This window comes from Streptomyces virginiae, from assembly GCF_041432505.1.
GTDB classification, from domain to species: domain Bacteria; phylum Actinomycetota; class Actinomycetes; order Streptomycetales; family Streptomycetaceae; genus Streptomyces; species Streptomyces virginiae_A.
The window spans coordinates 6,866,110-6,890,500 of the sequence record NZ_CP107871.1 but is presented as its reverse complement, the minus strand read 5'-3'; the positions used below and the strand labels follow the sequence as shown (position 1 = coordinate 6,890,500).

Here is a 24,391-nt window from a genome sequence, read left to right as displayed (position 1 = left end):
TCCATTCCGGTCCAGCCGTTCAGTATCCGCCACAGTCGACCATGAAGGGTCATCGGGGCACGCCCGGCCAGGTTGACATGCGCGGGCGGATTGACAGGTTCCGCCGACAGGGTCAGGTTGAGTGCATGCGCATCGGCTTGATCGGAACGGGCCGGATCGGGTCCTTCCACGCGGCGGTACTCGCCCGCCACCCGGAGGCGGGCTCGCTCCTGCTCGCGGACGCCGACCCCGCGCGGGCGGCGCGCCTCGCCGACCGGCTCGGGGCCACCGCCGCGCCCTCCGTGGAGCAGGTCTTCACCTGGGGCGTGGACGCGGTGGTGGTGGCGTCGGCGACCGAGGCGCACGCGGATCTCGTCGTACGGGCGATCCGTGGCGGGCTGCCGGTGTTCTGCGAGAAGCCGCTGGCCCCCGACCTGAACCGGACCCTCGCGGCCCTGCGGGAGGTCACGGCCTCGGGCGGACTGCTCCAGGTGGGCTTCATGCGGCGCTTCGACGCGGGCTACGGCACGGCCCGGGAACGGGTCCGTTCGGGCGCCCTGGGACGGCTGCACACCGTCCGGACGACGACGGGCGATCCGGCGCCCCCCGCGGCCGGGTACCTGGCGACCTCCGGCGGGCTGTACCGGGACTGCCTGGTGCACGACTTCGACATGATCCGCTGGGTGACCGGGCGCGAGGTGGTCGAGGTGTACGCGGCCGGTTCCGACGCGGGTCCGGCGCTGTTCCGCGAGAGCGGCGACATCGACACGGCGGCGGCCGTGCTGACGCTGGACGACGGCACCCTGGTCACGGCCACCGGCACGCGGTGCAACGGCGCCGGGTACGACGTGCGGATGGAGCTGGCCGGGGAGCTCGACCAGGTCTCCGTCGGGCTGGACGACCGGACGCCGATCTCCTCCACCGAACCGCACGGCCCGCCCGCGGCGAGCAAGCCGTGGACGGGCTTCCTGGAACGGTTCGCCCCGGCCTACGAGGCCGAACTGGCGGCCTTCGTCCAGCTGGTGCGGGGCGAGGGGCCCAATCCGTGCGACGGCCGGGAGGCGCTGGCGGCCTTCCGGATCGCGGAGGCCTGCGAGCTCTCGCGCAGGGAGCGGCGCCGGGTGCGGCTGGAGGAGCTCCCGGACCTGCCGGCTCTGTAAGGGGGGCACGGGGCCACAGTACGACGGGTGATCAATGTCGGCTGCGGCGCTTTCCGGACACGCTCAGGAGGTCCCGGCGGCGGGGACCACGGCGCGGCGGCCCCAGGCGGTGCCCACGAGGACCAGGAGGGCTCCGGCGTAGCCGAGGGCGCCCAGCTCCTCCCCTCCGACGGCGATACCGGCGACGGCGGCCCACAGCGGCTCGGTGCCCAGCAGCAGGCTGACGCGGGAGGGCGAGGTACGGCGTACGGCCCACATCTGCACGAAGAAGGCGAAGAGGGTGCAGAAGACGGAGAGGAAGGCGAGCCCGGCCCACTCGGCGGGCCCGAAGTCGACGGCGGCGGCCCAGGGGCTGTCGCCGGTGCCGGGGACGGCGGCCAGCAGGGCGAAGACGAGGACTGCGGCGCCGAGCTGCACGGTGGTCAGGGACAGCGAGTCGGCGTCCTGGACGGCCTCGACGCGGGCCATGAGCAGGACGTGCAGGGTCCGGGCGAGGGCGGCGCCGAGGATGAGCAGGTCGCCGACGCTGGGCGCGGTGAAGCCGGCGCCCTGGGTGAGGAGCACCACCCCGGCGACGGAGACGGCGGCGGCGCCGAGGAATCCGAGGGAGGGCGCCCGCTTCCGGACGGCCGCTTCCGCGAGCGGGGTGAAGATCATCGTCAGGCTGATGATCAGCCCGGCGTTGGTGGCGGAGGTGTGGACGACCCCGTAGGTCTCCAGGAGGAAGATCCCGCCGAGTACGAGGCCCAGCAGCCCGGCGCCGCGCAGCTGGGCGGGGCGCAGCGCGCGCAGCCGCGTCCAGCCGGCGACGACGAGCACGGGCAGGACCAGCGCGAACCGCAGCACGAGCACGGCGATGACGGTGTGGGTGGTGGTGATCCCCTTGGCCGCGAGATAGCTGCCGCCCCAGACGACGGCGACGGCCAGCACGGGCAGATCGGCGAGCCAGGCGCGGGGGGAACGGCGGGGAACGGCCTCGGCGGCAGGTGCGGCGACGGTCACCGGATGTCTCCAACGGGTCTTCGGCGGGTGGAGACGGCGGCGGCTCGCACGGGTGGGCGCACACTACCGGAGCCGATCATGCCGGGCGACCTGTTTGTCGGCGGTCCCCGCGGGACCCGTAGCATCGGTGACATGGCTGATCTCTACGCCCTGGACCTGGCGTTCGACCTGCTCGACGGCACACCGGATGCCGTGCTCGCGGAAGTCCGGAACCAGCTCGCGTCGCCGGACGGACTCCTGTCGGGCCGTGGCTCGGCATGGCGCGTCGGCGGCATGCTCGTCGGCGAGTTCGGACCGGCGGAGCGCGGCGGCTGGGCCCTGACGGCCCGCCAGGAGGTCCATGAGGAGCAACTCCCGGACGTGGAGGACCTCCTGCTGCTCCTGGCCCCCCACATCCGCCCGCCGGGCCCGGTCGGCCGCATCCGCCACTACGAGAACGAGGCCCCGGACCTCCTGGTCCTGCGCGAGGGCCGGGTGGTCCAGCTGGCGCTGGACCCGCGCTAGGGCGCGGTGAGCAGCGGCAGGGCCGGGAAGGTGTGGTCCTGCCAGATCAGCCGGGAGGCCTCCTCCGGGTAGGCGGTGAGGGCCGGTCGGGCGTCGAAGAGCCGCACGAGGCGCTGAGCGCTGTCGTAAGCGGGCCAGCCGGGGTCGCCGTGGGCGGCGAACTCCGTCCAGGCACGCCGCATGCACGCGGACACGTCCTCCGCCTCCGGGAACGGCTTCTCGCCGATGAGCGCGGCCGGTTGGCCGTGCTCCAGGTTGCCGAAGACCAGCGGCACGTCGAGGCCGTGGCAGGCGCCGAGGGCGCCGCCCAAGCCCGGGGCGGACCAGGTCAGCTCGTAGACGTGGGCGCGCCCGCCGGCGGCGGCCTGGGCCTGGGCGAGGTGCAAGGACGGCATGCGGAACAGCCAGTCGGAGCCGACCAGCTCGTACAGCTCGTCGGGACCCGCGGTCGGGAAGGCCTCGCGGTAGCGGTGTGCGGCGTCCCGGCCCGGGCCGTAGGCGTGCAGGGCCCTGGCCGCCTGCTCCGGGGTGATCTGCCCGAGCAGTCCGTCGAGCGCGGTGAGCAGCCGCGTCTCGTCGCGGGTGTGGCCGACGAGGAGGTCGACGCCCCGGCCGGCGCCGTCCGCCAAGGCCTGCCACGGGGTGGTGGGCAGGATCTCGCCGTCGACGACCGGTGAGAAGGGGATCGCCCGGTGCGCGGCCGGGCCCCAGCGGTCGGCCCACCGGTCCATCGCGGAAGCGACCCGGTCGGCCGCGGCGGACAGCCGGGCGGGGTCGACCCCGGACAGCTCGGTCGCGGTGGGCCTCAGGCCCAGCTCGGCGGCGCAGGCGGCGGCGATGTCGGCGGCGAGTTCCGGCGAGAAGAAGGTGGCCGGCACGCTCTGCGCGACGGCCCGGCCGAACAGCCCGGCCGCCCGCGGCATCGCGAGCAGCGCGGCGATCGACCCGGCGCCGGCCGACTGGCCGAAGACGGTGACGCGGCCCGGGTCGCCGCCGAAGGCCCGGATGTTGTCGCGCACCCATTCCAGGGCGGCGACCTGGTCCAGCAGGCCCCGGTTGGCGGGCGTGCCCTCGATCTGCCCGAACCCCTCCGGGCCGACCCGGTAGTTGAAGGTCACCACGACGACACCGCCGTCACGCGCCAGGCGGCCGCCGTCGTACTCGGGAAGGCCCGACATGCCGATCGAGTAGGCGCCGCCCTGGATCCACACCATCACCGGCAGCTCGGCGCCCGGGCCCGGCTCGGGCGACCAGACGTTGACGGTGAGCCAGTCGTCGCCGGCCGCTTCCCGGGCCAGTACGTCCATCCCGAAGTGGCCGCCCTGCGGGGGCGGCGGACCGTACGACACCGCGGGCCGCACCCCGTCCCACGGCCGTGCGCGCCGCGGTGCGGCGAACCGCAGGGGGCCCACCGGTGGCTCGGCGAAGGGGATGCCGCGGAAGACCGCCACGCCGTCCTCGCGGGTGCCGCGCAGCGCCCCGCCGGCCGCGCGGACGTGCGGGTGGGGCCCGGAGGCCTCGGATGCGACGTCGGTCATCACAGCTCCCTCACTGGGTGTCCCGGACATCGCGCATCATCCCGCCGCAGCCGGACGCGCGCCGGCGATTTAGGCGCTCGGTCCGCCGGGGGAATCGTCCGCGGGCCGCGAAACCCGCCCACCGCGCCAGGTGGCCCCTATGCGCCGACCGTGCCGAAGGCGGCCCGGCCCGTCGGCCGGTAGGTGTGGATGGCGGTGCCGGCCGGTGTCGTACGGGAACCCACCAGCTCGTAGGCGGTCGGCAGCCCTCCGGTGGGAAACAGCCTCCGCCCGGCGCCGAGGACCACGGGAAAGACCAGCAGGTTCACCTCGTCCACGAGGTCCCGGGCCAGCAGCCACTGGGCGAGCTGCCCGCTGCCGTGCACCTGGAACTCCCCGTCGAGCGTGTCCTTGACCCGTACGATCTCGCCCTGCAGGTGCTCGCCGTCGAGCACGGTGACCGGCCCCCAGGCCGGCTCGTGGAGGGTCGTCGAGGCCACGTACTTGGGCAGCCGGTTCAGGTTGGCGGGCACGGGGTCGGCGGGGTCGTCGTGCTCCGGCCAGTACGCGGCGAAGATCTCGTACGTCTTGCGCCCGAGCAGGAACGCCCCGGCCCGGCCGAACACCTCGGTGATGAACTCCCCCATCCCCTCGTCGGCGAACGGCGCGACCCACCCGCCGTAGTCGAACCCGCCGCTGGGGTCCTCCTCGGGCCCGCCGGGGGCCTGCATCACGCCGTCCAGCGTCACGAAGGTGGTCAGGGTCAGCTTCCCCATGGCTCTGCGCTCCTCGCTCGGTGGTCCCTACGCGGATCCAGACTCCCGGACCCGCCGGAACTCATCGCCGCGCCACGCGAGCCCCCACCCGTTTCGTCAGGGCGACGGAGACCGGCGCTCCTCGCCGCCGGGGTCCCCCGGCATCGACATGATCGCCTTGCCACGCACCTTGACGAGGTACCCGTCGGCCTGAACGACGATCACGATGCCGGTCACGGGCGAGACGACCACCACGTCCGCCCACATGAAGTAGTGGCGCACCCGGGTGTCGAACGTCTTGACGAAATCGATGAGCCGCGAGGCTTCGACGAAGTAGGGGCCTTGATCGTCGTCGAAGCTGGTGCTGTTCACCACGACGAGGGGGCCTTCGAGGTCCTCGCAGTAGGACAAGAAGTCGTCCTCGATGAGATCGTCACCGCGTTCTTCGAGGTCGAAGGGGATCCAGTCACCCAGGGGGATGCCCTCCATCTTGTCCGGATCGAAGGCCGTCGACCCCGGGAGAACCGCCCCCAGCACCCATTCCGCGAACTCCCAATTGGCGTGGTTCTTCACAGCGGTCACCTGCCTTCCCACCCGGCGCCGAACGCTTTTCGACGCGGTCCTCCATGATCCCTCGGCAACGCGAGCACCCGGCCGGGGAGTTGCTCCCGCACGGAGGAACGCCAGGTCGGATTCCGGCCGGCCAGGTGCCCTCCGGAGAAGTTTGCTTGAAACCGCAACCAATCGAGCGGAGGACAGCATGGACAGCGACAGCACCGTGGCCCTGGTGACCGGTGGGAGCCGGGGGATCGGGGCGGCCGTGGCACTGCGGCTCGCCGAGGACGGCGTCGACGTCGCGATCACCTACGTGAGCGACGCGCGGGCCGCGGCCGAGGTCGTCGGGAAGGTGGAGGCGCTCGGGCGACGGGCCTTGGCCGTGCGGGCGGATGCCGGGGATCCCGCGGCCGCGGGCGCCGTGGTGGAGCGCGTCGTGGCGGAGTTCGGGCGGCTCGACGTACTGGTGAACAACGCCGGTGTGGGCGTGCTCGGGCCGCTGGCGGAGCCGGCCGGGGCCGACGTGGAGCGGGTGCTCGCGGTCAACGTGCGCGGGGTGTTCCTCACGACGCAGGCGGCGGCCGCACACCTGGACAGCGGCGGGCGCGTCATCACCATCGGCAGCTGCATGACCCAGCGGGTGCCGGGTCCGGGCGGGACGCTCTACGCCATGAGCAAGTCGGCGCTGATCGGGCTGACCAAGGCCCTCGCCCGGGAGCTGGGCGGGCGCGGGATCACCGCGAACATCGTGCACCCGGGGCCGGTGGACACGGACATGAACCCGGCGGACGGACCCTACGCGGGGCCGCAGGCGGCGATGACGGCCCTCGGGCGGTTCGGCGCGCCGCGGGAGGTGGCAGCGCTGGTGTCGTTCCTCGCGGGTGAGGAGGCGGCGTACGTGACGGGCGCGGAGTTCGCCGTCGACGGCGGGCACGCCGCGTAGCCCTCGCCGGGCGTGCGGGCGGGTCCCGGGGCCGTACCGTCGGCGGGAGGGTGCGGGCCGCGTGCACGGGGCTCCGCCCCGGACCCCGCGCCTCAAACGCCGGCGAGGCTGAGAGGTGGGGCTCGATCCGGATCCCGGCCTCGAGCGCCGGCGGCGCCGTGATGCACGGCGCGACGCGGACCCCGCGCCTCGAAGGGCGGCGAGGCTGAGAGGTGGGGCCGAGAGGTGGGGCTCGGGAGACGGCGAGGCCCGCCTCGGGGGTGTCGGCCCCCGGGCGGGCCTCGCGCGCTGTGGGACTAGCCGCCCAGTTCCTGGTGGCGGGCCGTCAGAGCGGTCGCGCCGGACTCCGTCAGGGAGCCGTACAGGCGCAGGCGGGAGAAGCCGCCGTCCGGGAAGATGTCGATCCGGATGTGTGTACCGACCGCCGGGGCGTCCAGGACGAAGCGGTGGTTGGTGTCGGGCTGCAGGCGGGTGCGCGGCAGGAACTCCGTCCACTCGCCCTCCTCGCCGGTCTTGACCGACAGCGAGGCCCAGCCGGCCGAGTTGCCCTTGAGGTACGCGGTGTCGATCTCGACGGCGCGGATCTCGGACTCGGCGACGAGCTGGTAGCGGATCCAGTCGTTGCCGTTGTCACGGCGGCGCGCGGTCTCCCAGCCGTCGTCCATCTTGCGGGAGCGGCCCGGGTTGATGGTGTTGGTCGGCGGGGAGTAGAAGCGGTTGGAGGCGTCCTGGACGGAGCCGCCGTTCTCCAGGGCCACCACGTCGAAGGAGCCGAGCGCGTCGAGCCACTTCGGGTCGGGCAGGACCTCGCCGTAGACGCGCAGGCGGGCGATGCCGCCGTCGGGGTGCTGGTTGACGCGCAGGTGGGTGAAGCGCTGCGGGGCGTCCACCTCGAAGCCGTTGGCCGCGTGGCCGCCGACCGGGGTGCGGGCGACGAGAGTCGTCCACTTCACGTCGTCGCCCTGGAGCTCCTCCGGGGTCGGCGCGAGGGCGCCCGCCCAGTTGGTCGCCTCGACGGAGACGGCCTGCGGCATGTTGCCGCGGAAGTGGGCGGTGTCGACCACGATGCCGCGGATGATGCCGGGGGCGCCCAGGCGTACGAGCGCCCAGTCGTGGTCCTCGGGGGTCGGCCAGGGCTGGGTGGCGGAGACGCCACGGCGGCGGCGGGTCTCCCAGCCGTCCATGACCTTGCCCTTGTGGCCGAAGTCCTCGGGGTCGAAGTGCGCGGCCTCGGAGATCAGCAGGTTCTCGCGCTGAGCGAAGAACTCGTCGTTGGCGGCGATGACACCGGCGCCCAACTCACGGGCGGCGAGGTTCGCGTACTGGGTGAAGGGGAACTCCGCGGTGCGGTAGTCCGCGTACGGGTCGCCGCCTCCGTACGGGTTCGCGTTGCCGGTGAAGGATTCGATCGCCACTGGTCAGTTCTGCCTTTCGAGGAGGAGGCCCGTGGGCTCGGTCGGGGTGCCGTGGTCGGCGATCCGCGCGCCACGCAGCCAGGTGGACTTCACGACGCCGTGCAGGGTCTTGCCCGCGTACGCCGTGACCTGGTTGCGGTGGTGGAGTTCGGCCGGGTCCACAGTGAACGTTTCTTCAGGGGCCAGGACGGCGAAGTCGGCGTCGCGGCCGACCGCGATCGCGCCCTTCTGCGCCAGCCCGGCGAGGGCGGCGGGGGCCGCGGACATCCAGCGGACGACGTCCTCCAGGGTCCGGCCGCGGCGGCGCGCCTCGGTCCAGATGGCGGGAAGGCCCAGCTGGAGGGAGGAGATGCCGCCCCACGCGGTGGAGAAGTCGTCGGTCTTCAGGTCCGCGGTGGAGGGCGAGTGGTCGGACACGATGCAGTCGATCGTGCCGTCGGCGAGCGCGTCCCACAGCAGGTCCTGGTTGGCGGCCTCGCGGATGGGCGGGCAGCACTTGAACTCGCTGGCGCCGTCCGGCACTTCCTCGGCCGTGAGGGTGAGGTAGTGCGGGCAGGACTCGACGGTGATCTTGACGCCCTCGGCCTTGGCGGCGGCGATCAGCGGCAGCGCGTCGGAGGAGGACAGGTGCAGCACGTGCACGCGGGCGTTCAGCCGCTTGGCCTGGGCGATCAGGTTGCCGATCGCGGTGTTCTCGGCGTCGCGCGGCCGGGAGGCGAGGAAGTCGGCGTACTTGGGGCCCGGGACGACGGGAGCGGCGTCCAGGTGGTGCGGGTCCTCGGCGTGCACGATGAGCAGGCCGCCGAAGCCGGTGATCTCGGCGAGGGAGGTGGCCAGCTGTTCCTGGTCGAGCTCGGGGAACTCGTCCACGCCCGAGGGCGACAGGAAGCACTTGAAGCCGTAGACGCCGGCGTCGTGCAGCGGGGCCAGGTCCTTCACGTTGTCCGGCAGGGCGCCGCCCCAGAAGCCGACGTCCACGTGCGCCTTGGCGCGGGCGACCTCCTGCTTGACGCGCAGGTTGTCGACCGTGGTGGTCGGCGGCAGGGAGTTGAGCGGCATGTCGAGGATCGTGGTGATGCCGCCGGCCGCCGCGGCGCGGGTGGCCGTCCAGAAGCCCTCCCACTCGGTGCGACCCGGGTCGTTGACGTGGACGTGGGTGTCGACCAGGCCGGGGAGCAGGACGTCGTCGCCGAAGTCCTCCAGCCGGGCTCCGGCCGGTACCTCGGCCTCGTAGGCCAGCACGGCCGCGATCTTCCCGCCGGCGACGGCCACCGATGCGGCGCGCGTCCCCTCGGGGGTGATGACGCGCGTCGAGCGCAGTACCAGTTCCACAGCCACGTCGGCCATCGAACCTCCCCATCTACTTCCACAGAGCGAAATTCAACGTTCTGTTGACGGAGTCTTCCCGGCGATCGGTACCCAGTCAAGAGCGTCCGGACGGACCACCGACCCACCGGGACCGCAATTGGATGTTTCCACAGGATGGAATTAAGATTTCGCTATACAGAATGTAGCTACCACCACCGGGAACCGGGCGGATAACTTCCGGAGGACGTCCGCCACCAGGACAAACCCTCTCTGACCGGCGGCGACGACCTCGACCCCAGCACTGGGACGGACGCCGACCGCCGGGTAGGCTGCTCCCTTGCCTGCCAGCACCGAAAGGACCGCGCCGTGCCGACGTCCAGCGCCAGCACCACCGACGCTTCCTCGAAGACCCCCGCCGCCGGCGGTGGCGTCCAGTCCCTCGAGCGCGCCTTCGACCTGCTCGAACGCATGGCCGATGCCGGGGGTGAGGTCGGCCTCAGCGAGCTCTCCGCCGCCAGCGGTCTGCCCCTGCCCACGATCCACCGCCTGATGCGCACGCTGGTGGCGTGCGGCTACGTACGTCAGCAGCCCAATCGACGGTACTCCCTCGGCCCCCGTCTGATCCGCCTCGGCGAGTCCGCGTCGCGCCTGCTGGGTACCTGGGCCCGCCCCTACCTCGCCCGTCTGGTGGAGGAGACCGGGGAGACGGCGAACATGGCCCTCCTCGACGGCGACGAGATCGTCTACGTCGCCCAGGTGCCCTCCAAGCACTCCATGCGCATGTTCACCGAGGTCGGCCGCCGGGTGCTGCCGCACTCCACCGGCGTGGGCAAGGCGCTCCTCGCCTACACCCCCGCCGACGAGGTACGGGCCCTGCTGGCCCGCACCGGGATGCCGGCGGCGACCGAGAAGACCATCACCACGCCCGAGGGCTTCCTCGACGCGTTGGAGCAGGTCCGCAAGGTGGGCTACGCGGTCGACGACAACGAGCAGGAAATAGGGGTCCGCTGCCTCGCCGTGTCGGTGCCGAACTCGCCGACCGCCGCCGCGATCTCCATCTCCGGTCCGGCGGGCCGGGTCACCGAGGCGGTGGCCGAGTCCTTCGTACCGATCCTGCAGGGCGTGGCCGCCGAGCTGTCGGTGGCGCTGGCCAACCAGAGCCCCGCGTAGGTTCACGCGGTCCTACGGAAAGGCCCCGGCCGCCCCTCGCTCCGAGGGGCGGCCGGGGCCTTCGCGTATCCCTGCGTCCGTGTCCGGGTCCGGGTCCGCGCCGCTCAACGCACCGGGGCGGCGGCGAGCGTCAGACTGCCGTCCGTCATCGTCGCCGTGCGGTCCATCCGCTCCAGATGGGCGTGGTCGTGCGTGACCAGCACCGTGGCCGTGGAGCGTTCCCGGGTCAGGGTGACCAGCAGGTCGAGCACGGCCGCGCCGCGCTCGTGGTCGAGCGCGCTGGTCGGCTCGTCGACCAGCAGCACCGCGGGCTCGTTCATCAGGGCGCGGGCTATGTTGATCCGCTGCCGCTGGCCGCCGGAGAGCTGGTGGGGGCGCTTGTCGGCCTTGTCGGCCAGCCCCACCGCGTCCAGCAGCTCCAGCGCCCGTCGGCGCACCGCGCGCGCGGGGCGGCCGGAGAGGTGCGCCATGACCTGGAGCTGTTCGGCGGCGGTCAGCGAGGCCAGCAGGTTCGGCTGCTGGAAGACGATGCCGATCTTCTCCCGGCGCAGGGCCGACTTCTCGGCGGGGCCGAGCTCCGTGGTGTCCTGACCGGCGACGACGACCCGGCCGGAGTCCGGGGTGACGAGGGTGGCGGCCACCGCGAGCAGGCTGGACTTGCCGGAGCCCGAGGGCCCGATGACCGCCGTCAACGTGCCGGCGGGCACCTCCAGGCCGACCGCGTCCAGGGCGGTGAGCCGGCTCTCGCCGTCGGGGTAGGTCAGCGTGACGTCGTGGACGAGGAGGGTCATCGGGCGCTCCCGAGGGCGGTCAGCGGGTCGACGGCGGTGATCCGCCGGATGGACAGGGCGGCGCCCAGCGCGCCGAGCAGGATCATGATCGCGGCGGGGACGAGCACCGTGGCGGCGTCGAGGACGAAGGGCACGGGGCCGCCGCTGATCAGCGCGCCGAAACCGGCGGCGAGCGCGGTGCCCGACCCGGTACCGATGGCGAGCATCACGACGGCCTGGCCGAGGGCGTCCCTCAGGAGGTACGGGGTGGAGGCGCCCAGTGCCTTCAGGACGGCGATGTCCCCGCTGCGCTGGATCGTCCACACCGTGAAGAAGGCCCCTATGACCAGGGCGGAGATGGCGAAGAGGAAGCCGCGCATCAGCTGCAGCGAGCCGTTCTCGGCCTGGTACGAACCGATGGCGCCCAGGGCCTCGTCCACGGTCTGCGCCTCGGTCCCGGCGGCCTCGTCCGCGGCGGCCAGGTCCGCACCGGCGCCGGCGGAGACGGCGACGACGGTGGCGAGGGTGTCGATGGAGGTGCCGGGGTTGCCGACGCGCTGCCAGTCGTTGAGGTCCGTCCAGACGACCGGGGTGTGGCTGTAGGCGGCGGTCCCGGACACGCCCGCCACGGTCAGTTCCAGCGGGCCGATCTTGAGCTTGGCCCCGGCGGTCAGACCGCCCAGCTCCTTCGCGGCCTTCTCGGTGAGGACCACCTGGCCCTGGGTGAGGCCCGCGTCCCGCGGTGCGAGCCCCCCGGCGGAGGCCACCCCGAAGACCGAGACCGCGGCGGTGCGCTCACCCGAGACGGCGTTGGTGGTGCGGATGCCGAGCGGCTCGGCCGCCTCCACCCCGGGCCGAGCCCGCCAGGCCAGCCAGGCGGGCTCGGCCACCTGGGAGTTGGTGAAGGACACCTTCTGGTCCCCGGTCGGCGCGGCGAAGGCCAGGTGCGTGGCGGGCAGACCGGTGATGGCCGAGATGTTCTCCCGGGCCAGGCCGGAGGTGAGTCCGGACAGCAGTCCCACCAGCAGTGTGATGAGCAGCACGACCGACCCCATGAGGGCGAATCGGCCCTTGGCGAACCGTAGATCTCTCCATGCGACGAACATGTCCCCCACCTTGGTCTTCCGCGTGGACACAAGGCATCGCGCCACCGTAGTGATCCTCGTATCGAAGGGTGCGTCCGGACATCAAACTTTCGGTTGACCGGGGCCGGTCCGCCCCCACTTACGCTGGTTCGGACATGACTGCTCCCCTTTCCTCCGTCTCCCCCGCCACGCGCGCCCTGACGCCCGTGTCCAAGGTGCTGCGGCTGTGCCTGCACGCGCTGCTCCTCGGCCTGCTCGCGCTGGCCGCCGGGCGGGCCGTCACCGATCCCGCGGCCCGGGCCGGCTGGGTGATCGCCGCCTGCGCGGTGCTCGCCCTCGTCTACGCGGGCGGTGTTCGGGCCCCCGCCGTGCACAGCTCGCCGCGCGCCGGGGCGCTGTGGCTGGCCGGGCTCGGCGCGACGTGGGCGGGCCTGCTCGTGGTCTCCCCCGACGGGCTGTGGATCGCCTTCCCGCTGTACTTCCTGGAGCTGCACCTGCTGCGGCTGCGCTGGGGGGTCACGGCCGTCGCGGTGACCGCCTGCGCGGCCATCGGCGGGTTCGTCGCGCACAGCGGCGCGGCGACTCCCGGGGCCTTCCTCGGGCCGCTTCTGGGCGGGGCGGTGGCGGTGGCGACCGTCCTGGGCTACCAGGCGCTGTACCGCGAGAGCGAGCGCCGCCGGGAGCTGATCGAGGAGCTGATCACCACCCGGGCCGAGCTGGCCGCGGCCGAGCGGGGCGCCGGGATCCTGGCCGAGCGGGAGCGCCTGGCCCGGGAGATCCACGACACCCTCGCGCAGGGCCTGTCCTCCATCCAGTTGCTGCTGCGGGCGGCCGAGCGGGCGCTGCCGGCGCAGGCCCCGGCGCTGGAGCACATCGCCCGGGCGCGCGAGGCGGCCCAGGAGAACCTCGCCGAGGCCCGTCGTTTCGTACGGGCCCTCACCCCGCCGGACCTGGAGCACGGGTCGCTGGCGGCCGCGCTGGAGCGGCTGTGCGCGGGGGTGCCGGGGCCGCGCGTGCGGTTCTCGCTGAGCGGCACCCCACGGGTGCTGCCCACCCCGTACGAGGTGGCCCTGCTGCGGATCGCCCAGTCGGCGCTGGCCAATGTGGTCCGGCACGCGCGGGCCGGCCGCGCCGAGATCACCCTGACGTTCATGGACGCCTCGGTGACCCTGGACATCGTCGACGACGGGCACGGCTTCGACCCGGCGTCGGTGTCCCCGGGCTCGGCGGGCTCCGGCGACGGCGGTTTCGGGCTGCCCGCGATGCGCTCGCGCGCCGAGACCCTGGGCGGGCTGTTCACCGTGGAGTCCGACCCCGGGCAGGGCACCGCCGTGGCCGTCACCCTGCCGCTGCCCCTCGAAAACCTCGAACACGCGGAACTTCCGGACGCCGTGGAGGCCCTGTGACCGTCCGTCTCCTGCTCGCCGACGACCACCCGGTGGTCCGGGCCGGGCTGCGCGCGGTGCTGGACACCGAACCGGACTTCGCGGTGGTGGCCGAGGCCACGACCGCCGAGCGGGCGGTGGAGCTGGCCGCGCGTGAGCCGGTGGACGTGGTGCTGATGGACCTGCAGTTCGGTCCCGGTCCCGGTATGCACGGCTCCGAGGCGACGGCGCTGATCACCGCCCGCCCGGGCGCGCCCCGGGTGCTGGTGCTGACCACGTACGACACGGACGCGGACATCCTGGCGGCGGTGGAGGCGGGCGCCTCCGGCTACCTGCTCAAGGACGCCCCGCCGGAGGAGCTCGCGGCGGCCGTCCGGACGGCCGCGGCGGGCCAGTCGGCCCTGGCCCCGGCGGTGGCGCTGCGTCTGATGGACCGGATGCGGACCCCGGCGGAGGCGCTGACGAAGCGGGAGCTGGAGGTGCTGCAGCTGGTCGCGGACGGTCTGTCGAACCAGCAGATCTCCAAGCGGCTCTTCCTCAGCCAGGCCACCGTCAAGTCCCACCTGGTGCACATCTACGCCAAGCTCGGCGTCGACTCCCGCACCTCGGCGGTCGCGGCGGCCGCCACCCGTCGGCTGATCCGCACCCCCTAGGGGGGTCTGCCCCCGGGCGGAGAGGCCGGGCAGCAGGCGGGTGCCGGGGCGGGGGCGGCGGGAGCATCGGGGTGTCGAGTCGTCGAGGCCCCGTAGCGAGAGCGAGCCCATGATGCCTGCCACCTTCCTCCCCGCTCGCCGGGCGGCGCGGCGCCCGGCCGCGGGCCCGCCGCCCGCCGCCGTACGGGCCGCCTTCGCGCTCTGGGTCACCGCCGTGGCCGCGGGCGCCTTCGAGACCGCGTTGATGGTGGGCCGGGATCCGGCCGAAGGCTTCGGCGCGGGTCTGGCGGTGCGACTGGTGGTGTTCACCGCCGCCGTGCTGGTCGCCCTACGCATGCGCGGCGGCGCCGGCTGGGCCCGGATCGCCCTGGCGATCGGCCTCGGGGTGCTCGGCACCGCCTCGCTGGTGGTCGAACCGCTCGGATACCTCCTCGACGGCGGGTCCCTCGCCGACGCGCTCTCCCGCGCGGACGCCCTGGAGCGGGTCTTCGTCGGCAGCCGGACGGTCCATCTGGCGGCCGTGCTGACGGCGGTGGTGCTGATGTTCCGCCCGGCGGCGAACGCCTACTTCCGCAAGGGATGAGGGCCGGCGCCGGCCTACGCCACCCAGTACGGCCGATCCACCGCCGGGGCCAGCGGCACGCCCTCGTGGAAGGCCTGCGCGAGGCGGCGTACGCCCTCGTCCAGGCGGTCCTCGGGCAGCGTGTACGGGATCCGGAGCCGGTGTTCGAAGGTGCCCGGGTCCACCCCGAAGCGGGCGCCGCGGCCGATGTGCACCCCGGCCGCGGCGGCCCGCTCGGACAGGGCGGAGCTGACCGGCTCGCCCAGGTCGACCCAGAGCGAGAGGCCGCCCGGCGGTACCTGCCAGGACCATTCCGGGGTGTACCGCTGGAGCGCCCGCACCAGGGCCTCGCGCCGGCTCCGGAGCTGCGTCAGCCGGTCGGGCAGGTCCCGGTCCATGGCGTCCAGCAGCGGGAGCGCGACCAGTTGGTCGAGCACGGAGCCGGTCATGTCGGCGGAGACCCGCACGGCGGTCAGCTCCGTGATCATCTTCGCGGAGGCCCGGATCCACCCCACCCGCAGCCCGCCCCAGTGCGTCTTGCTGAGCGAGCCGATGGTGATCACGTGGTCCGCGCCGCCGCGCGGGGCGAGGGAGGCCAGCGGGGCGGGGGCGGGCACGTCCAGCGCGATGTCGGCGATCGTCTCGTCGACGACCAGCCAGGTCCCGGTGGCACGGGTCGCCGCGAGCAGGCGCAGCCGCTGCTCCGGTGGCATCAGCGCGCCCGTCGGGTTGTGGAAGTCGGGGATCACGTAGGCCAGCCTGGGCACGGTCTGGCGCAGGGTGGACTCGGCTATCTCCAGGTCCCAGCCCGCGTCGGAGACGGCGATGGATCCGGTGCGCAGCCGTGCGTGGCGCAGGGCGTCGAGGGCGTTGGCGTAGGTCGGGTTCTCGGTGACGACCCGGTCCCCGGGCCGGCAGAGCAGGCTGACGACCAGCGAGAAGGCCTGTTGGGCGCCGGCCGTCACCAGGATCTGCTCGGGGCGTGTGGGGAGCCCGCGCCGGGTGAAGCGGTCGGCGACGGCGGTGCGGAGGTCGGGCAGGCCGAAGGGGTGGTAGCCGGGGTCCCGGGCGAGCTGGGGCAGCCGGGGCGCCGCCCAGGCGAAGGCGGCGGTGAGGCTGTCCTGCGGGGCGCCCATCGCGGCGATGGCGAGGTCGACGCCGGGGTCGCCGTCGGCGCTGTAGCCGCCGGCGCCGAGGAGGGCGTGGGCGCCGACCGGGCGGTGGCCGTCCGGGAGCTCGGTCCAGGTGCCGGAGCCGCGTCGGCTGCGGACGTAGCCGCTCTCGCGCAGCAGGTCGTAGGCGCCGGTGACGGTGGCCCGGCTGGCGCCGACCGCCTCGGCGAGCTCGCGTTCGGCGGGCAGCCGTACGTGCAGGGCGATGCGGCCGTCGAGGATCAGCGTGCGGACGGCGTCGGCGAGCGCCCGGTAGCCGGGGCGGGCCAGGACGTCGGCGGGCAGCAGGGCCGCGAGCTGGCGGCTGCCGATGGTTCTGTCCGCTGTCTGGACCACTCGCCCGTTTGCCATGCCAACCTCCCCTGATTGGCTCTGACGGCCAGGCCAATCGAGGACCAGAATCGCCGTATTGGCCCTCGATTGGCAAGGAGATACCGGGATGCTGACCGACCGTGACGAACGCGCGCTGCTGGCCGCCGCCGAGAACCGGATCGCCCGTCCGCTGCGGATCGGGGCCGCACTGGCCTCCGTACGGCGCACCCTGGCGTGGCGGTCACCCGCGCGCACGCAGGGGCGAGAATCGGTGGCATGTCATCCCACACACACTCCGATCCGCCCGTGATCCCGGGCTCCCCCGTGATCGCGGGCCTGCTCCTGGCGGCCGGCGGTGGCCGTCGGCTCGGTGGGCGGCCCAAGGCACTGCTCCCCTATCGCGGCCGTCCGCTGGTCGAGAACGCCGTGCGGGTTCTGCGGGAGGCGGGCTGCGGCCCGGTGCACGTGGTGCTCGGTGCTTCGGCGGCCGAGGTCCGCGAGCGCGCGGACCTGACCGGCTGCGTGGTCGTGGACAACCCGGACTGGGCGCGGGGGATGGGTTCCTCCTTGCGGGTGGGCCTCACCTCCCTGGCCGGTACGGGCGCCGGCGCGGCCTTGGTCTCGCTGGTGGACCAGCCGGGTATCGGCTCGACGGCCGTGGCTCGGGTGCTGGCGGCGTACCGCTCCCCCACGAGTCTGGTGGCGGCGGCGTACGACGGGGAGCGTGGGCATCCCGTGCTGTTCGGCGCGGACCGCTGGGCGGACATCGCGGCGACGGCGACGGGCGACCAGGGGGCCCGGGTCCATCTGGCGCGCCACGCCGGAGAGCTCGTGCTGGTGGAGTGCTCCGACGTCGCGGAGGCCTTCGACATCGATACGCCGCCCGACCTGGCACGACTCCTCTGAGCACCGCGTGACGACAGTGGCACTGAGGGCCACCGGCAAGTGGAATCTGTCGACTCAGAGAATCTCGACATCAACAAACCATTGAACTTCCACCATGAGGAAATTACTATCCACTGGTCAGAAGCGCCCTGAACCCACAGACGGCGCCCGCGACCGTATTTCGGAACTCTCCACACCCGACGGCACTGCGTGCCGTCTCGCGCGAGCATTCCCCGCGGCCGCCAGGCACCGCCGCTGAAGGAGTGACAGTTATGTCCGCACCAGCGCCGTCCCCGCTGGCCATCGTCGACGCCGAGCCCCTGCCCCGGCAGGACGAAGTCCTCACCGAAGCGGCCCTCGTCTTCGTGGCCGAGCTCCACCGGCGGTTCGCCCCGCGCCGTGCCGAGCTCCTCGCCCGTCGCGGTGAGCGCCGTGCCGAGATCGCCCGGACCTCCACCCTCGACTTCCTCCCGGACACCGCACAGGTCCGCGAGGGCGACTGGAAGGTGGCGCCGGCCCCGGCCGCGCTGAACGACCGTCGTGTGGAGATCACCGGCCCGACGGACCGCAAGATGACCATCAACGCCCTGAACTCGGGCGCCAAGGTCTGGCTCGCCGACTTCGAGGACGCCTCCGCTCCCACCTGGGAGAACGTCGTCCTCGGCCAGCTCAACCTGATCGACGCCTACGAGCGCCGCATCGACTTCACCGACCCGCGCACCGGCAAGGCGTACGCGCTGAAGCCCGCCGACCAGCTCGCCACCGTCGTCATGCGGCCGCGCGGCTGGCACCTGGAGGAGCGTCACCTGCGGTTCGAGGGCGGCCCGACCTCCGGCTCGCTCGTGGACTTCGGCCTGTACTTCTTCCACAACGCGAAGCGCCTGATCGACCTCGGCAAGGGCCCGTACTTCTACCTGCCGAAGACGGAGTCGCACCTGGAGGCCCGCCTCTGGAACGAGATCTTCGTCTTCGCCCAGGACTATGTCGGCATCCCGCAGGGCACCGTCCGCGCGACCGTCCTCATCGAGACGATCACCGCCGCGTACGAGATGGAGGAGATCCTCTACGAGCTGCGCGACCACGCGGCCGGCCTGAACGCGGGCCGCTGGGACTACCTCTTCTCCATCGTCAAGAACTTCCGTGACGGCGGCGAGAAGTTCGTCCTGCCGGACCGCAACGCGGTGACGATGACCGCCCCGTTCATGCGGGCGTACACCGAACTGCTGGTCCGCACCTGCCACAAGCGCGGCGCGCACGCCATCGGCGGCATGGCGGCCTTCATCCCGTCCCGCAAGGACGCCGAGGTCAACAAGGTCGCCTTCGAGAAGGTCAAGGCCGACAAGGACCGCGAGGCCGGCGACGGCTTCGACGGCTCCTGGGTCGCCCACCCCGACCTGGTCCCGATCGCGATGGCCTCCTTCGACGCGGTGCTCGGCGAGAAGCCGAACCAGAAGGACCGACTGCGCGAGGACGTCTCGGTGGCCCCGGGCGAGCTCATCGCGATCGACTCCCTGGACGCGCGGCCGACGTACGAGGGCCTGCGCAACGCGGTCCAGGTCGGCATCCGTTACATCGAGGCCTGGCTGCGCGGCCTGGGCGCCGTCGGCATCTTCGGCCTGATGGAGGACGCGGCCACCGCCGAGATCTCGCGCTCGCAGATCTGGCAGTGGATCAACGCGGGTGTCGTCTTCGAGAACGGCGAGACGGCCACGGCCGACCTGACCCGCAAGATCGCCGCCGATGAACTGGCCGCCATCCGCGCCGAGATCGGCGAGGAAGCCTTCACGGCCGGCAAGTGGAAGCAAGCCCACGACCTCCTCCTCCAGGTCTCCCTGGACGCGGACTACGCGGACTTCCTCACCCTCCCCGCCTACGACCAGCTGGTCGGCTGATCCCCGGATCGGACTGAAACGCACAGCGGTCAAAGCCTGCCGGCTCCGCCCCCGTCGCCTCACGGCGCGGGGGCGGAGCCGTTTGCGTTCCACAACAGGAGGAATCAGCTCCCGAACGACCGGTCGGTCGTTACTCGTTCGTAACGTGACTGTACCTAGCGGTAACAAGTGGGCCCGTGTCACCTTTCCGATGCCACCGGCCGGCGGTACCCCCACTTCCCAGCCACGCGACGCAGTCGTCGCCGACTTCGGCGTGGCCGAACGCAGGAGTTCCGCAGTGATCGGATTCCGCAACGTCAGCAAGGACCGGGACCGCAGTCGGGTGCGACGGCTGGCCGGAGCCGGAATGGTCGTGCCGCTCGCCGTCAGCGCGCTGCTGGCCGGCGGAGCCGGAACCTCCGCCGCGAGCCCCGGGACCGGCCCCACCGCCGTGGTCTCCATGGGCGACAGCTACATCTCCGGCGAGGCCGGGCGCTGGAAGGGCAACAGCCTGACCAACAGCGGCAGTCGCAACGGGACCGACCGGGGCTGGGTCAGCGGCAGCACCTACGACCCCGCCCGGGTCTACGGGACCACCGCGGGCGGATGCCACCGCTCCGACTCGGCCGAGGTACGCAGCGCCGGGGCGATCGCCGACGTCGCCGTGAACCTCGCGTGTTCCGGGGCGGTCTCGGACAACGTGTTCCGCTCCTCCAACGGCGGCGTCTCCTACAAGGGCGAGGCCCCCCAGGCCGATCAGCTCGCAGCGGTGGCCGCGAGCCACAACGTCAAGGTCATCGCCCTGTCCATCGGCGGCAACGACCTCGGCTTCGCCGACATCATCACCGACTGCGCGCTCGACTTCGTCCTGTGGAACTCGTACTGCTACGACGACCAGCAGGCCGGCGTCGACCAGAAGATCGACGCGGTCATGGGCAAGGTCGGCAAGTCCGTGGACGAGATCCGGGCCGTGATGCGCGCGGCCGGGTACGCCGACTCCTCGTACCGGATCGTGCTGCAGTCCTACCCGTCGCCGATCCCGCGCGGCGCGGAGAACCGGTACACCCAGAGCGACTGGAGCCGACTCAACACCGGCGGCTGCCCCTTCTGGAACCGGGACTCCGACTGGGCGCGGGACTCGCTCGTGCCGCAGATCGCGAACCGGATCAAGGGCGTCGCGGCGGCCAAGGGCGTGCAGTTCCTGGACCTGCGGGACATGATGCAGGGCCGCGAGGTGTGCGCGAAGGCGAGCAAGCAGGTGACCTCCACGGTTCCGGCCTCGGCGAAGACGAGCGAGTGGGCGCGCTGGATCGACAACAACGAGTCGCAGGGGCTGATCCAGGAGTCCATGCACCCGAACTACTTCGGTCAGCTGGCCGCGGGACGCTGCCTGGCCCTGGTCGTGGCCCAGCCCGCGAACTCCGGCTTCAGCTGCAAGAACACCGCGGGCGGGGACCAGACGGGCATGTTCCTGACCCCGGCCTCCTAGGCGATCCCGGAGGCCCCTTGTGCGGGCTCCACCGGGCGAGGCGGCGCCCGGTGGAGCCCACCCGGGCGCCCGTTCGGCTCAGTGGGACTGCGCGAGCCGCCCTTGGGCGCGAGTCTGGGGTGACGGACAGGGCGACGGACCGCGGGCCCGACGCGGCGCGCCGGATCCGGAAGGAGCGTGATCGGCGTGGCCCGGAACCGCCGCCTGATCCTGAGCACGCCGTCCGAGGTCTGGCGCCTGCTGGCCGACGGCCACCGTTACGGCGAGTGGGTCACGGGAACGCAAGCGGTCCTCGCCGCCGATCCGCACTGGCCGCAGGCGGGGGCCCGGCTGAAGGTCCGGGTCGGCGCCGGCCCCCTCACCCTCGACGACACGTGCGTCGTCCGCAGGTGCGAACCGGAGCGCCGGCTGGAACTGGAGGCGCGGGCGGAACCCTTCGGCGCGGCGCGCATCGCCATGCACCTGGCCCCCTGGGGCGAGAACACCCTCTTCACCCTCGACTGGCACCCCCTGCGGGGACCCGGTACCCGGATGCACGGACTGCCCGTGGACTACATCGTCGCCATCCGCAACGGCATGATGCTGACGAAGCTGGCCAGGATCGCGGTACGCGAGCACGCCGACGCGCGCGCGTACTAGGGCGTGTCCGGGCCGGTCAGCACGGAGAGGATGTTGCCCGCCGGGTCCTTGAACCAGGCGATGGTGGGCATGCCGTCCTCGCCGTGCACGATGCCCTTGGCGTCCGCGTCGAAGCCCTCGTAGCGCTCGAACGCGACACCGCGCGCGGTGAGCTCGTCGACGGCCCGTTCGACGTCGTCCACGGGGAAGTTCAAGATCGTGTACGTGGCGGGGCGGTGGTCCTCCTTCGGGTAGACCATGACCGTGGTGCCGCCCGCGAGGTCCAGGCGGAGCAGGCCCATCTCCTCGTCCCGCGAGACGTTCAGGCCGAGCGTCGTGCCGTAGAACTCCCTGGCCTTGTCCAGGTCGTCGACGGCGAATCCGCTGAATGCCCTGCTGTTTGCGAACATGGCTGTTCCTTCGGTCCGAGGCACCCCGCTTCCCATGGTCCCTCCGGGACGGTCGGGCGGCGATTCCGCACCTCGCGGCCCCCGGAAAAGAGGGTGATCATCGGCTGGCCGGCTGACATGCTCGGGCGCATGGCAGCCCGTGACGCACGCCCCAGTCTCTACATCTCCGTCGACATCGAGGCCGACGGACCCATCCCCGGGCCGTATTCGATGATCAGCTTCGGGGCTTCGGTCGCGGGCCGCCAGGACGGCGCTTCGTATACGGCCGCCGATCCCGAACAGCTCACCTTCTACCGGGAACTGCGACCCATCAGCGAGGAGTTCGTGCCCGAGGCGCTGGCCGTGAGCGGGCTGGACCGCGACCGCCTGGTGCGGGAGGGCGCCGATCCGGCGGTGGCCATGGCCGAGTTCCGGGCCTGGGTACGGGAGGTGTCGGCGGGCGCGCAGCCGGTGATGTGCGGCTACCCGGCGTCCTACGACTGGACCTTCCTGTACTGGTATCTGATCCGGTTCGGCGGGGACAGCCCTTTCGGCCACTCCGGCTGCCTGGACATGAAGACGCTCTACGCGACGAAGGCGCGGGTGCCGCTGCGGGCCGCCGTGAAGGGCCGGATGCCGCGCGAACTGCTGTCGCGGCGCCGCCACACGCACCACGCGCTGGACGACGCGATCGAACAGGCCGAGCTGATGAGCAACCTGATGCTGTGGACTCCCCCGACGCCCACCCCGTCCACCGACCGGTCCCCGCGCGTCACGCACCTGTCGTGGGGCCGGATCGAGGCCGAGGGGCTGGCACCCGGCAAGGACATGCGGCTGCATCCGGGCGGTGGCCGTCCCTGGGACTGGTCCGAGCACGGTACGCGGCACGATCCGGGCATCCAGCCGCAGGAGGTGCGTGAGCTCCTCGACCTCGGGGTGACGGCGGTGGTGCTCAGCCAGGGCATGGAGAGCCGCCTCGGGGTGGCACCGGAGACACTGGAGGTGCTCCGGGCGGCCGGGGTCGAGGTGCACGTGGCGCCGACGCCCGAGGCCGTGGAGATCTACAACCGGCTGGCCCAAGGCGGGCGGGTCGGCGGGCTCTTCCACTCGACCTGCTGAGCGGGCACGGACACGGACACGGCGGCGCGTACGCCACACCCGCAGTGGGTGGCGTACGCGCCGCCGTGTCGCCCGGACGGGGTCCGGGTTTCAGTGCACCGGTACCGGGTCGGGCGCGGCCCCCGAGGCCGCGCCCTTCCTGGCGCCGAGGTGGTTGAAGGCCAGGTTCAGCAGGATGGCCACCACGCACCCGGTGCTGATGCCGGAGTCGAGGACGACCAGCAGGTCCTTCGGGAAGGCGTGGTAGAACTCCGGCGCGGCGATCGGGATCAGGCCGATGCCGACGGAGGCGGCGACGATCAGGGCGTTCTCGCCCTTCTCCATGGCCGCCCCGGCCAGGGTCTGGATGCCGCTGGCCGCGACCGACCCGAAGAGGACGATGCCGGCGCCGCCGAGCACCGGCAGCGGGACCACGCCGATGACGGAGGCCGCCATCGGGCACAGGCCCAGCAGGATCAGGATCCCGCCGCCCGCCGCGACGACGAAGCGGCTGCGCACCTTGGTCATGGCGACCAGGCCGATGTTCTGGGCGAAGGCGCTGCACATGAAACCGCTGAACAGCGGGCTGATCGCGCTGCCGAGAGTGTCGGCGCGCAGGCCGCCCTCGATCGTCCGCGCGTCCGCCGGACGGCCGACGATCTTGCCCAGCGCCAGGATGTCGGCGGTGGACTCGGTCATGCAGACCAGCATGACGATGCACATCGAGATGATGGCCGCGACCTGGAACTGCGGGGCGCCGAAGTGGAAGGGGGTCGGAAAGCCCACCACCGAGGCGTTCTTGACGGCGTCGAAGCTGGTCATGCCGAGCGGGAGGGCGATGAGGGTGCCGGCGACGAGGCCGAGCAGGATGGATATCTGCTGGAGGAAGCCGCGCAGGAACTTGCGCATCAGCAGGACGATCACCAGGGTGACGGCGGCCATGCCGATGTTGCGCATGGAGCCGTAGTCGGTGGCGGTGCTGTTCCCGCCCTGTGACCAGTTGAAGGCGACGGGCAGGAGCGAGACGCCGATGAGGGTGATGACCGTACCCGTCACGACCGGCGGGAAGAAGCGGACGAGCTTGCCGAAGTAGGGGGCGGCGAAGAAGCCGACGACCCCGGCGACGATGATCGCGCCGAAGATGATGGGAAGGGCGTTCTCCCCCTCCCCCTTGCCGATGGCGATCATCGGGGTCACTCCGGCGAAGGAAACGCCGTTGACGAAGGGGAGTTTGGCGCCGATCTTCCAGAATCCGAGGGTCTGGAGGAGGGTGGCGAGGCCTGCGGTGAAGAGCGAGGCGCCCATCAGGAAGGCGGTCTCGGTCGCGGAGAGTCCGACGGCCGGGCCGACGATCATCGGCGGGGCCACGACACCCGCGTACATGGCGGCCACGTGCTGCAGGCCGCTCGTGAACATCTTCAGCGGAGGCAGGGTCTCGTCGACCGGATGCTTCTCCTCCGGTACCCCCGGTTCCCCCGGTACTGCGACTGCGTCTTTGCGAAACCTGGGCGCCTGGGCCACGGCTTCCTCCGTTCGGTTGAACACGCCGGCAGGGACGTGGTGTCTTGGAGGTGGTGCGAAAGCGGGTGCGAGTCGAGCCTGTATGCGGTTGTGGTGGTGCGCGTGCTTGTCCCAAGGGGTGCGGAAACGAGTCGCCCGATCATCGGTTCCGCGCTGTGGTGCGGCTCAGGACCCCCGGCACGTGCCGGACCGGATCGTGAGCTGGAGGTGCCGCGGCGAGGGCGCGATACGCGCGCCGCGGGTCGGATGGTGACGAGTCACCGCCCCCGGGGC

24 protein-coding genes are annotated in these 24,391 nt (G+C 72.5%); 13 read left to right on the top strand and 11 right to left on the bottom strand.

Annotated features, from left to right (window positions below; all coding sequences use genetic code 11):
- Positions 1-125 precede the first annotated feature (125 nt).
- Positions 126-1,139 carry a Gfo/Idh/MocA family protein gene (locus tag OG624_RS31895; RefSeq protein ID WP_033218154.1) on the top strand — a complete coding sequence of 338 codons (1,014 nt, stop codon included), beginning with the start codon at positions 126-128 and terminating at the stop codon, positions 1,137-1,139.
- A gap of 63 nt (positions 1,140-1,202) precedes the next feature.
- Here OG624_RS31895 and OG624_RS31890 read toward each other — a convergent pair whose 3' ends face one another.
- A complete protein-coding gene (locus OG624_RS31890) occupies positions 1,203-2,141 on the bottom strand; it encodes a DMT family transporter (RefSeq protein WP_371640102.1) in 939 nt (312 codons plus the stop codon).
- 132 nt (positions 2,142-2,273) lie between these two features.
- Here OG624_RS31890 and OG624_RS31885 point away from each other — a divergent pair, with 132 nt between their 5' ends.
- A complete protein-coding gene (locus tag OG624_RS31885) occupies positions 2,274-2,645 on the top strand; it encodes a hypothetical protein (RefSeq protein ID WP_158711788.1) in 372 nt (123 codons plus the stop codon).
- On the opposite strand, the gene OG624_RS31880 is transcribed toward OG624_RS31885, so the two are convergent.
- From OG624_RS31880 to OG624_RS31870, 3 genes are all read right to left on the bottom strand, one after another.
- Positions 2,642-4,183 carry a carboxylesterase/lipase family protein gene (locus tag OG624_RS31880; RefSeq protein ID WP_371640101.1) on the bottom strand — a complete coding sequence of 514 codons (1,542 nt, stop codon included), beginning with the start codon at positions 4,181-4,183 and terminating at the stop codon, positions 2,642-2,644. The genes OG624_RS31885 and OG624_RS31880 overlap by 4 nt on opposite strands.
- Before the next feature lie 137 nt (positions 4,184-4,320).
- Complete coding sequence (locus OG624_RS31875; protein WP_033218143.1) at positions 4,321-4,938, bottom strand: dihydrofolate reductase family protein; 618 nt, start codon at positions 4,936-4,938, stop codon at positions 4,321-4,323.
- 96 nt (positions 4,939-5,034) lie between these two features.
- A complete protein-coding gene (locus OG624_RS31870; RefSeq protein ID WP_158711787.1) occupies positions 5,035-5,499 on the bottom strand; it encodes a hypothetical protein in 465 nt (154 codons plus the stop codon).
- Positions 5,500-5,677: 178 nt separating this feature from the next.
- Here OG624_RS31870 and OG624_RS31865 point away from each other — a divergent pair, with 178 nt between their 5' ends.
- Entirely contained in the window at positions 5,678-6,415 is a 738-nt protein-coding gene (locus OG624_RS31865) for an SDR family oxidoreductase (protein WP_033218139.1), read from the top strand.
- A gap of 296 nt (positions 6,416-6,711) precedes the next feature.
- Here the strand turns inward: OG624_RS31865 and alc are convergent, their stop codons facing one another.
- Together alc and allB are read right to left on the bottom strand one after the other, a co-directional pair.
- Positions 6,712-7,830: an allantoicase gene (alc, locus tag OG624_RS31860; RefSeq protein WP_033218138.1), complete on the bottom strand. Its 1,119-nt coding sequence runs from the start codon at positions 7,828-7,830 to the stop codon at positions 6,712-6,714.
- A 3-nt stretch (positions 7,831-7,833) separates the two neighbouring features.
- Positions 7,834-9,177: an allantoinase AllB gene (gene allB / locus OG624_RS31855; RefSeq protein WP_033218135.1), complete on the bottom strand. Its 1,344-nt coding sequence runs from the start codon at positions 9,175-9,177 to the stop codon at positions 7,834-7,836.
- Positions 9,178-9,504: 327 nt separating this feature from the next.
- Between allB and OG624_RS31850 the strand changes: the two genes are divergently transcribed.
- A complete protein-coding gene (locus OG624_RS31850) occupies positions 9,505-10,308 on the top strand; it encodes an IclR family transcriptional regulator (protein ID WP_030714724.1) in 804 nt (267 codons plus the stop codon).
- 104 nt (positions 10,309-10,412) lie between these two features.
- Here OG624_RS31850 and OG624_RS31845 read toward each other — a convergent pair whose 3' ends face one another.
- Positions 10,413-11,099 carry an ABC transporter ATP-binding protein gene (locus OG624_RS31845; RefSeq protein ID WP_371640100.1) on the bottom strand — a complete coding sequence of 229 codons (687 nt, stop codon included), beginning with the start codon at positions 11,097-11,099 and terminating at the stop codon, positions 10,413-10,415.
- A complete protein-coding gene (locus tag OG624_RS31840; RefSeq protein ID WP_051763079.1) occupies positions 11,096-12,184 on the bottom strand; it encodes an ABC transporter permease in 1,089 nt (362 codons plus the stop codon). The genes OG624_RS31845 and OG624_RS31840 overlap by 4 nt, the downstream gene beginning before the upstream one ends.
- 134 nt (positions 12,185-12,318) lie before the next feature.
- Between OG624_RS31840 and OG624_RS31835 the strand changes: the two genes are divergently transcribed.
- The 3 genes from OG624_RS31835 (at position 12,319) to OG624_RS31825 (ending at position 14,784) form a co-directional block, all read left to right on the top strand.
- Positions 12,319-13,569, top strand: a complete 1,251-nt coding sequence (locus tag OG624_RS31835) for a sensor histidine kinase (RefSeq protein WP_033218129.1) — start codon at positions 12,319-12,321, stop codon at positions 13,567-13,569.
- On the top strand, positions 13,566-14,201 hold the full coding sequence (locus tag OG624_RS31830) for a response regulator (RefSeq protein WP_033218127.1): 636 nt from the start codon (positions 13,566-13,568) through the stop codon (positions 14,199-14,201). The genes OG624_RS31835 and OG624_RS31830 overlap by 4 nt, the downstream gene beginning before the upstream one ends.
- Before the next feature lie 109 nt (positions 14,202-14,310).
- On the top strand, positions 14,311-14,784 hold the full coding sequence (locus OG624_RS31825; protein ID WP_051763069.1) for a hypothetical protein: 474 nt from the start codon (positions 14,311-14,313) through the stop codon (positions 14,782-14,784).
- Positions 14,785-14,798: 14 nt separating this feature from the next.
- Here OG624_RS31825 and yczR read toward each other — a convergent pair whose 3' ends face one another.
- On the bottom strand, positions 14,799-16,286 hold the full coding sequence (gene yczR, locus OG624_RS31820; RefSeq protein WP_033218125.1) for a MocR-like transcription factor YczR: 1,488 nt from the start codon (positions 16,284-16,286) through the stop codon (positions 14,799-14,801).
- Between the two features lie 88 nt (positions 16,287-16,374).
- Between yczR and OG624_RS31815 the strand changes: the two genes are divergently transcribed.
- From OG624_RS31815 to OG624_RS31795, 5 genes are all read left to right on the top strand, one after another.
- A complete protein-coding gene (locus OG624_RS31815) occupies positions 16,375-16,557 on the top strand; it encodes a hypothetical protein (RefSeq protein ID WP_033218123.1) in 183 nt (60 codons plus the stop codon).
- Positions 16,524-17,153, top strand: coding sequence for a nucleotidyltransferase family protein (locus OG624_RS31810; RefSeq protein ID WP_051763068.1), 630 nt, complete (start codon positions 16,524-16,526; stop codon positions 17,151-17,153). Before OG624_RS31815 ends, OG624_RS31810 begins: the two co-directional genes overlap by 34 nt.
- Positions 17,154-17,404: 251 nt before the next feature.
- Positions 17,405-19,024, top strand: a complete 1,620-nt coding sequence (gene aceB / locus OG624_RS31805; RefSeq protein WP_033218121.1) for a malate synthase A — start codon at positions 17,405-17,407, stop codon at positions 19,022-19,024.
- Positions 19,025-19,370: 346 nt separating this feature from the next.
- Positions 19,371-20,492, top strand: a complete 1,122-nt coding sequence (locus OG624_RS31800; protein ID WP_033218307.1) for a GDSL-type esterase/lipase family protein — start codon at positions 19,371-19,373, stop codon at positions 20,490-20,492.
- 186 nt (positions 20,493-20,678) lie between these two features.
- Complete coding sequence (locus OG624_RS31795; RefSeq protein ID WP_106971348.1) at positions 20,679-21,131, top strand: SRPBCC family protein; 453 nt, start codon at positions 20,679-20,681, stop codon at positions 21,129-21,131.
- Here the strand turns inward: OG624_RS31795 and OG624_RS31790 are convergent.
- Positions 21,128-21,520 (bottom strand): VOC family protein, encoded by a 393-nt coding sequence (locus tag OG624_RS31790; RefSeq protein ID WP_033218119.1) that lies wholly within the window; start codon positions 21,518-21,520, stop codon positions 21,128-21,130. The two genes, OG624_RS31795 and OG624_RS31790, sit on opposite strands and share 4 nt — an antisense overlap.
- A gap of 129 nt (positions 21,521-21,649) precedes the next feature.
- Here OG624_RS31790 and OG624_RS31785 point away from each other — a divergent pair, with 129 nt between their 5' ends.
- Complete coding sequence (locus OG624_RS31785) at positions 21,650-22,618, top strand: MTH938/NDUFAF3 family protein (RefSeq protein ID WP_326749355.1); 969 nt, start codon at positions 21,650-21,652, stop codon at positions 22,616-22,618.
- Positions 22,619-22,708: 90 nt separating this feature from the next.
- On the opposite strand, the gene OG624_RS31780 is transcribed toward OG624_RS31785, so the two are convergent.
- Positions 22,709-24,118: a nucleobase:cation symporter-2 family protein gene (locus OG624_RS31780; RefSeq protein ID WP_033218117.1), complete on the bottom strand. Its 1,410-nt coding sequence runs from the start codon at positions 24,116-24,118 to the stop codon at positions 22,709-22,711.
- Positions 24,119-24,391 lie beyond the last annotated feature (273 nt).

Bases quoted from the DNA above. Each gene is read 5' to 3' on its own strand.
- OG624_RS31895 (WP_033218154.1), top strand. From the start codon at position 126: ATGCGCATCGGCTTGATCGGAACGGGCCGGATCGGGTCCTTCCACGCG.
- OG624_RS31885 (WP_158711788.1), top strand. From the start codon at position 2,274: ATGGCTGATCTCTACGCCCTGGACCTGGCGTTCGACCTGCTCGACGGC.
- OG624_RS31880 (WP_371640101.1), bottom strand. From the start codon at position 4,183: ATGACCGACGTCGCATCCGAGGCCTCCGGGCCCCACCCGCACGTCCGC.
- OG624_RS31875 (WP_033218143.1), bottom strand. From the start codon at position 4,938: ATGGGGAAGCTGACCCTGACCACCTTCGTGACGCTGGACGGCGTGATG.
- OG624_RS31865 (WP_033218139.1), top strand. From the start codon at position 5,678: ATGGACAGCGACAGCACCGTGGCCCTGGTGACCGGTGGGAGCCGGGGG.
- allB (WP_033218135.1), bottom strand. From the start codon at position 9,177: ATGGCCGACGTGGCTGTGGAACTGGTACTGCGCTCGACGCGCGTCATC.
- OG624_RS31845 (WP_371640100.1), bottom strand. From the start codon at position 11,099: ATGACCCTCCTCGTCCACGACGTCACGCTGACCTACCCCGACGGCGAG.
- OG624_RS31840 (WP_051763079.1), bottom strand. From the start codon at position 12,184: ATGTTCGTCGCATGGAGAGATCTACGGTTCGCCAAGGGCCGATTCGCC.
- OG624_RS31835 (WP_033218129.1), top strand. From the start codon at position 12,319: ATGACTGCTCCCCTTTCCTCCGTCTCCCCCGCCACGCGCGCCCTGACG.
- OG624_RS31825 (WP_051763069.1), top strand. From the start codon at position 14,311: ATGATGCCTGCCACCTTCCTCCCCGCTCGCCGGGCGGCGCGGCGCCCG.
- yczR (WP_033218125.1), bottom strand. From the start codon at position 16,286: ATGGCAAACGGGCGAGTGGTCCAGACAGCGGACAGAACCATCGGCAGC.
- OG624_RS31815 (WP_033218123.1), top strand. From the start codon at position 16,375: ATGCTGACCGACCGTGACGAACGCGCGCTGCTGGCCGCCGCCGAGAAC.
- OG624_RS31810 (WP_051763068.1), top strand. From the start codon at position 16,524: ATGTCATCCCACACACACTCCGATCCGCCCGTGATCCCGGGCTCCCCC.
- aceB (WP_033218121.1), top strand. From the start codon at position 17,405: ATGTCCGCACCAGCGCCGTCCCCGCTGGCCATCGTCGACGCCGAGCCC.
- OG624_RS31800 (WP_033218307.1), top strand. From the start codon at position 19,371: ATGGTCGTGCCGCTCGCCGTCAGCGCGCTGCTGGCCGGCGGAGCCGGA.
- OG624_RS31790 (WP_033218119.1), bottom strand. From the start codon at position 21,520: ATGTTCGCAAACAGCAGGGCATTCAGCGGATTCGCCGTCGACGACCTG.
- OG624_RS31785 (WP_326749355.1), top strand. From the start codon at position 21,650: ATGGCAGCCCGTGACGCACGCCCCAGTCTCTACATCTCCGTCGACATC.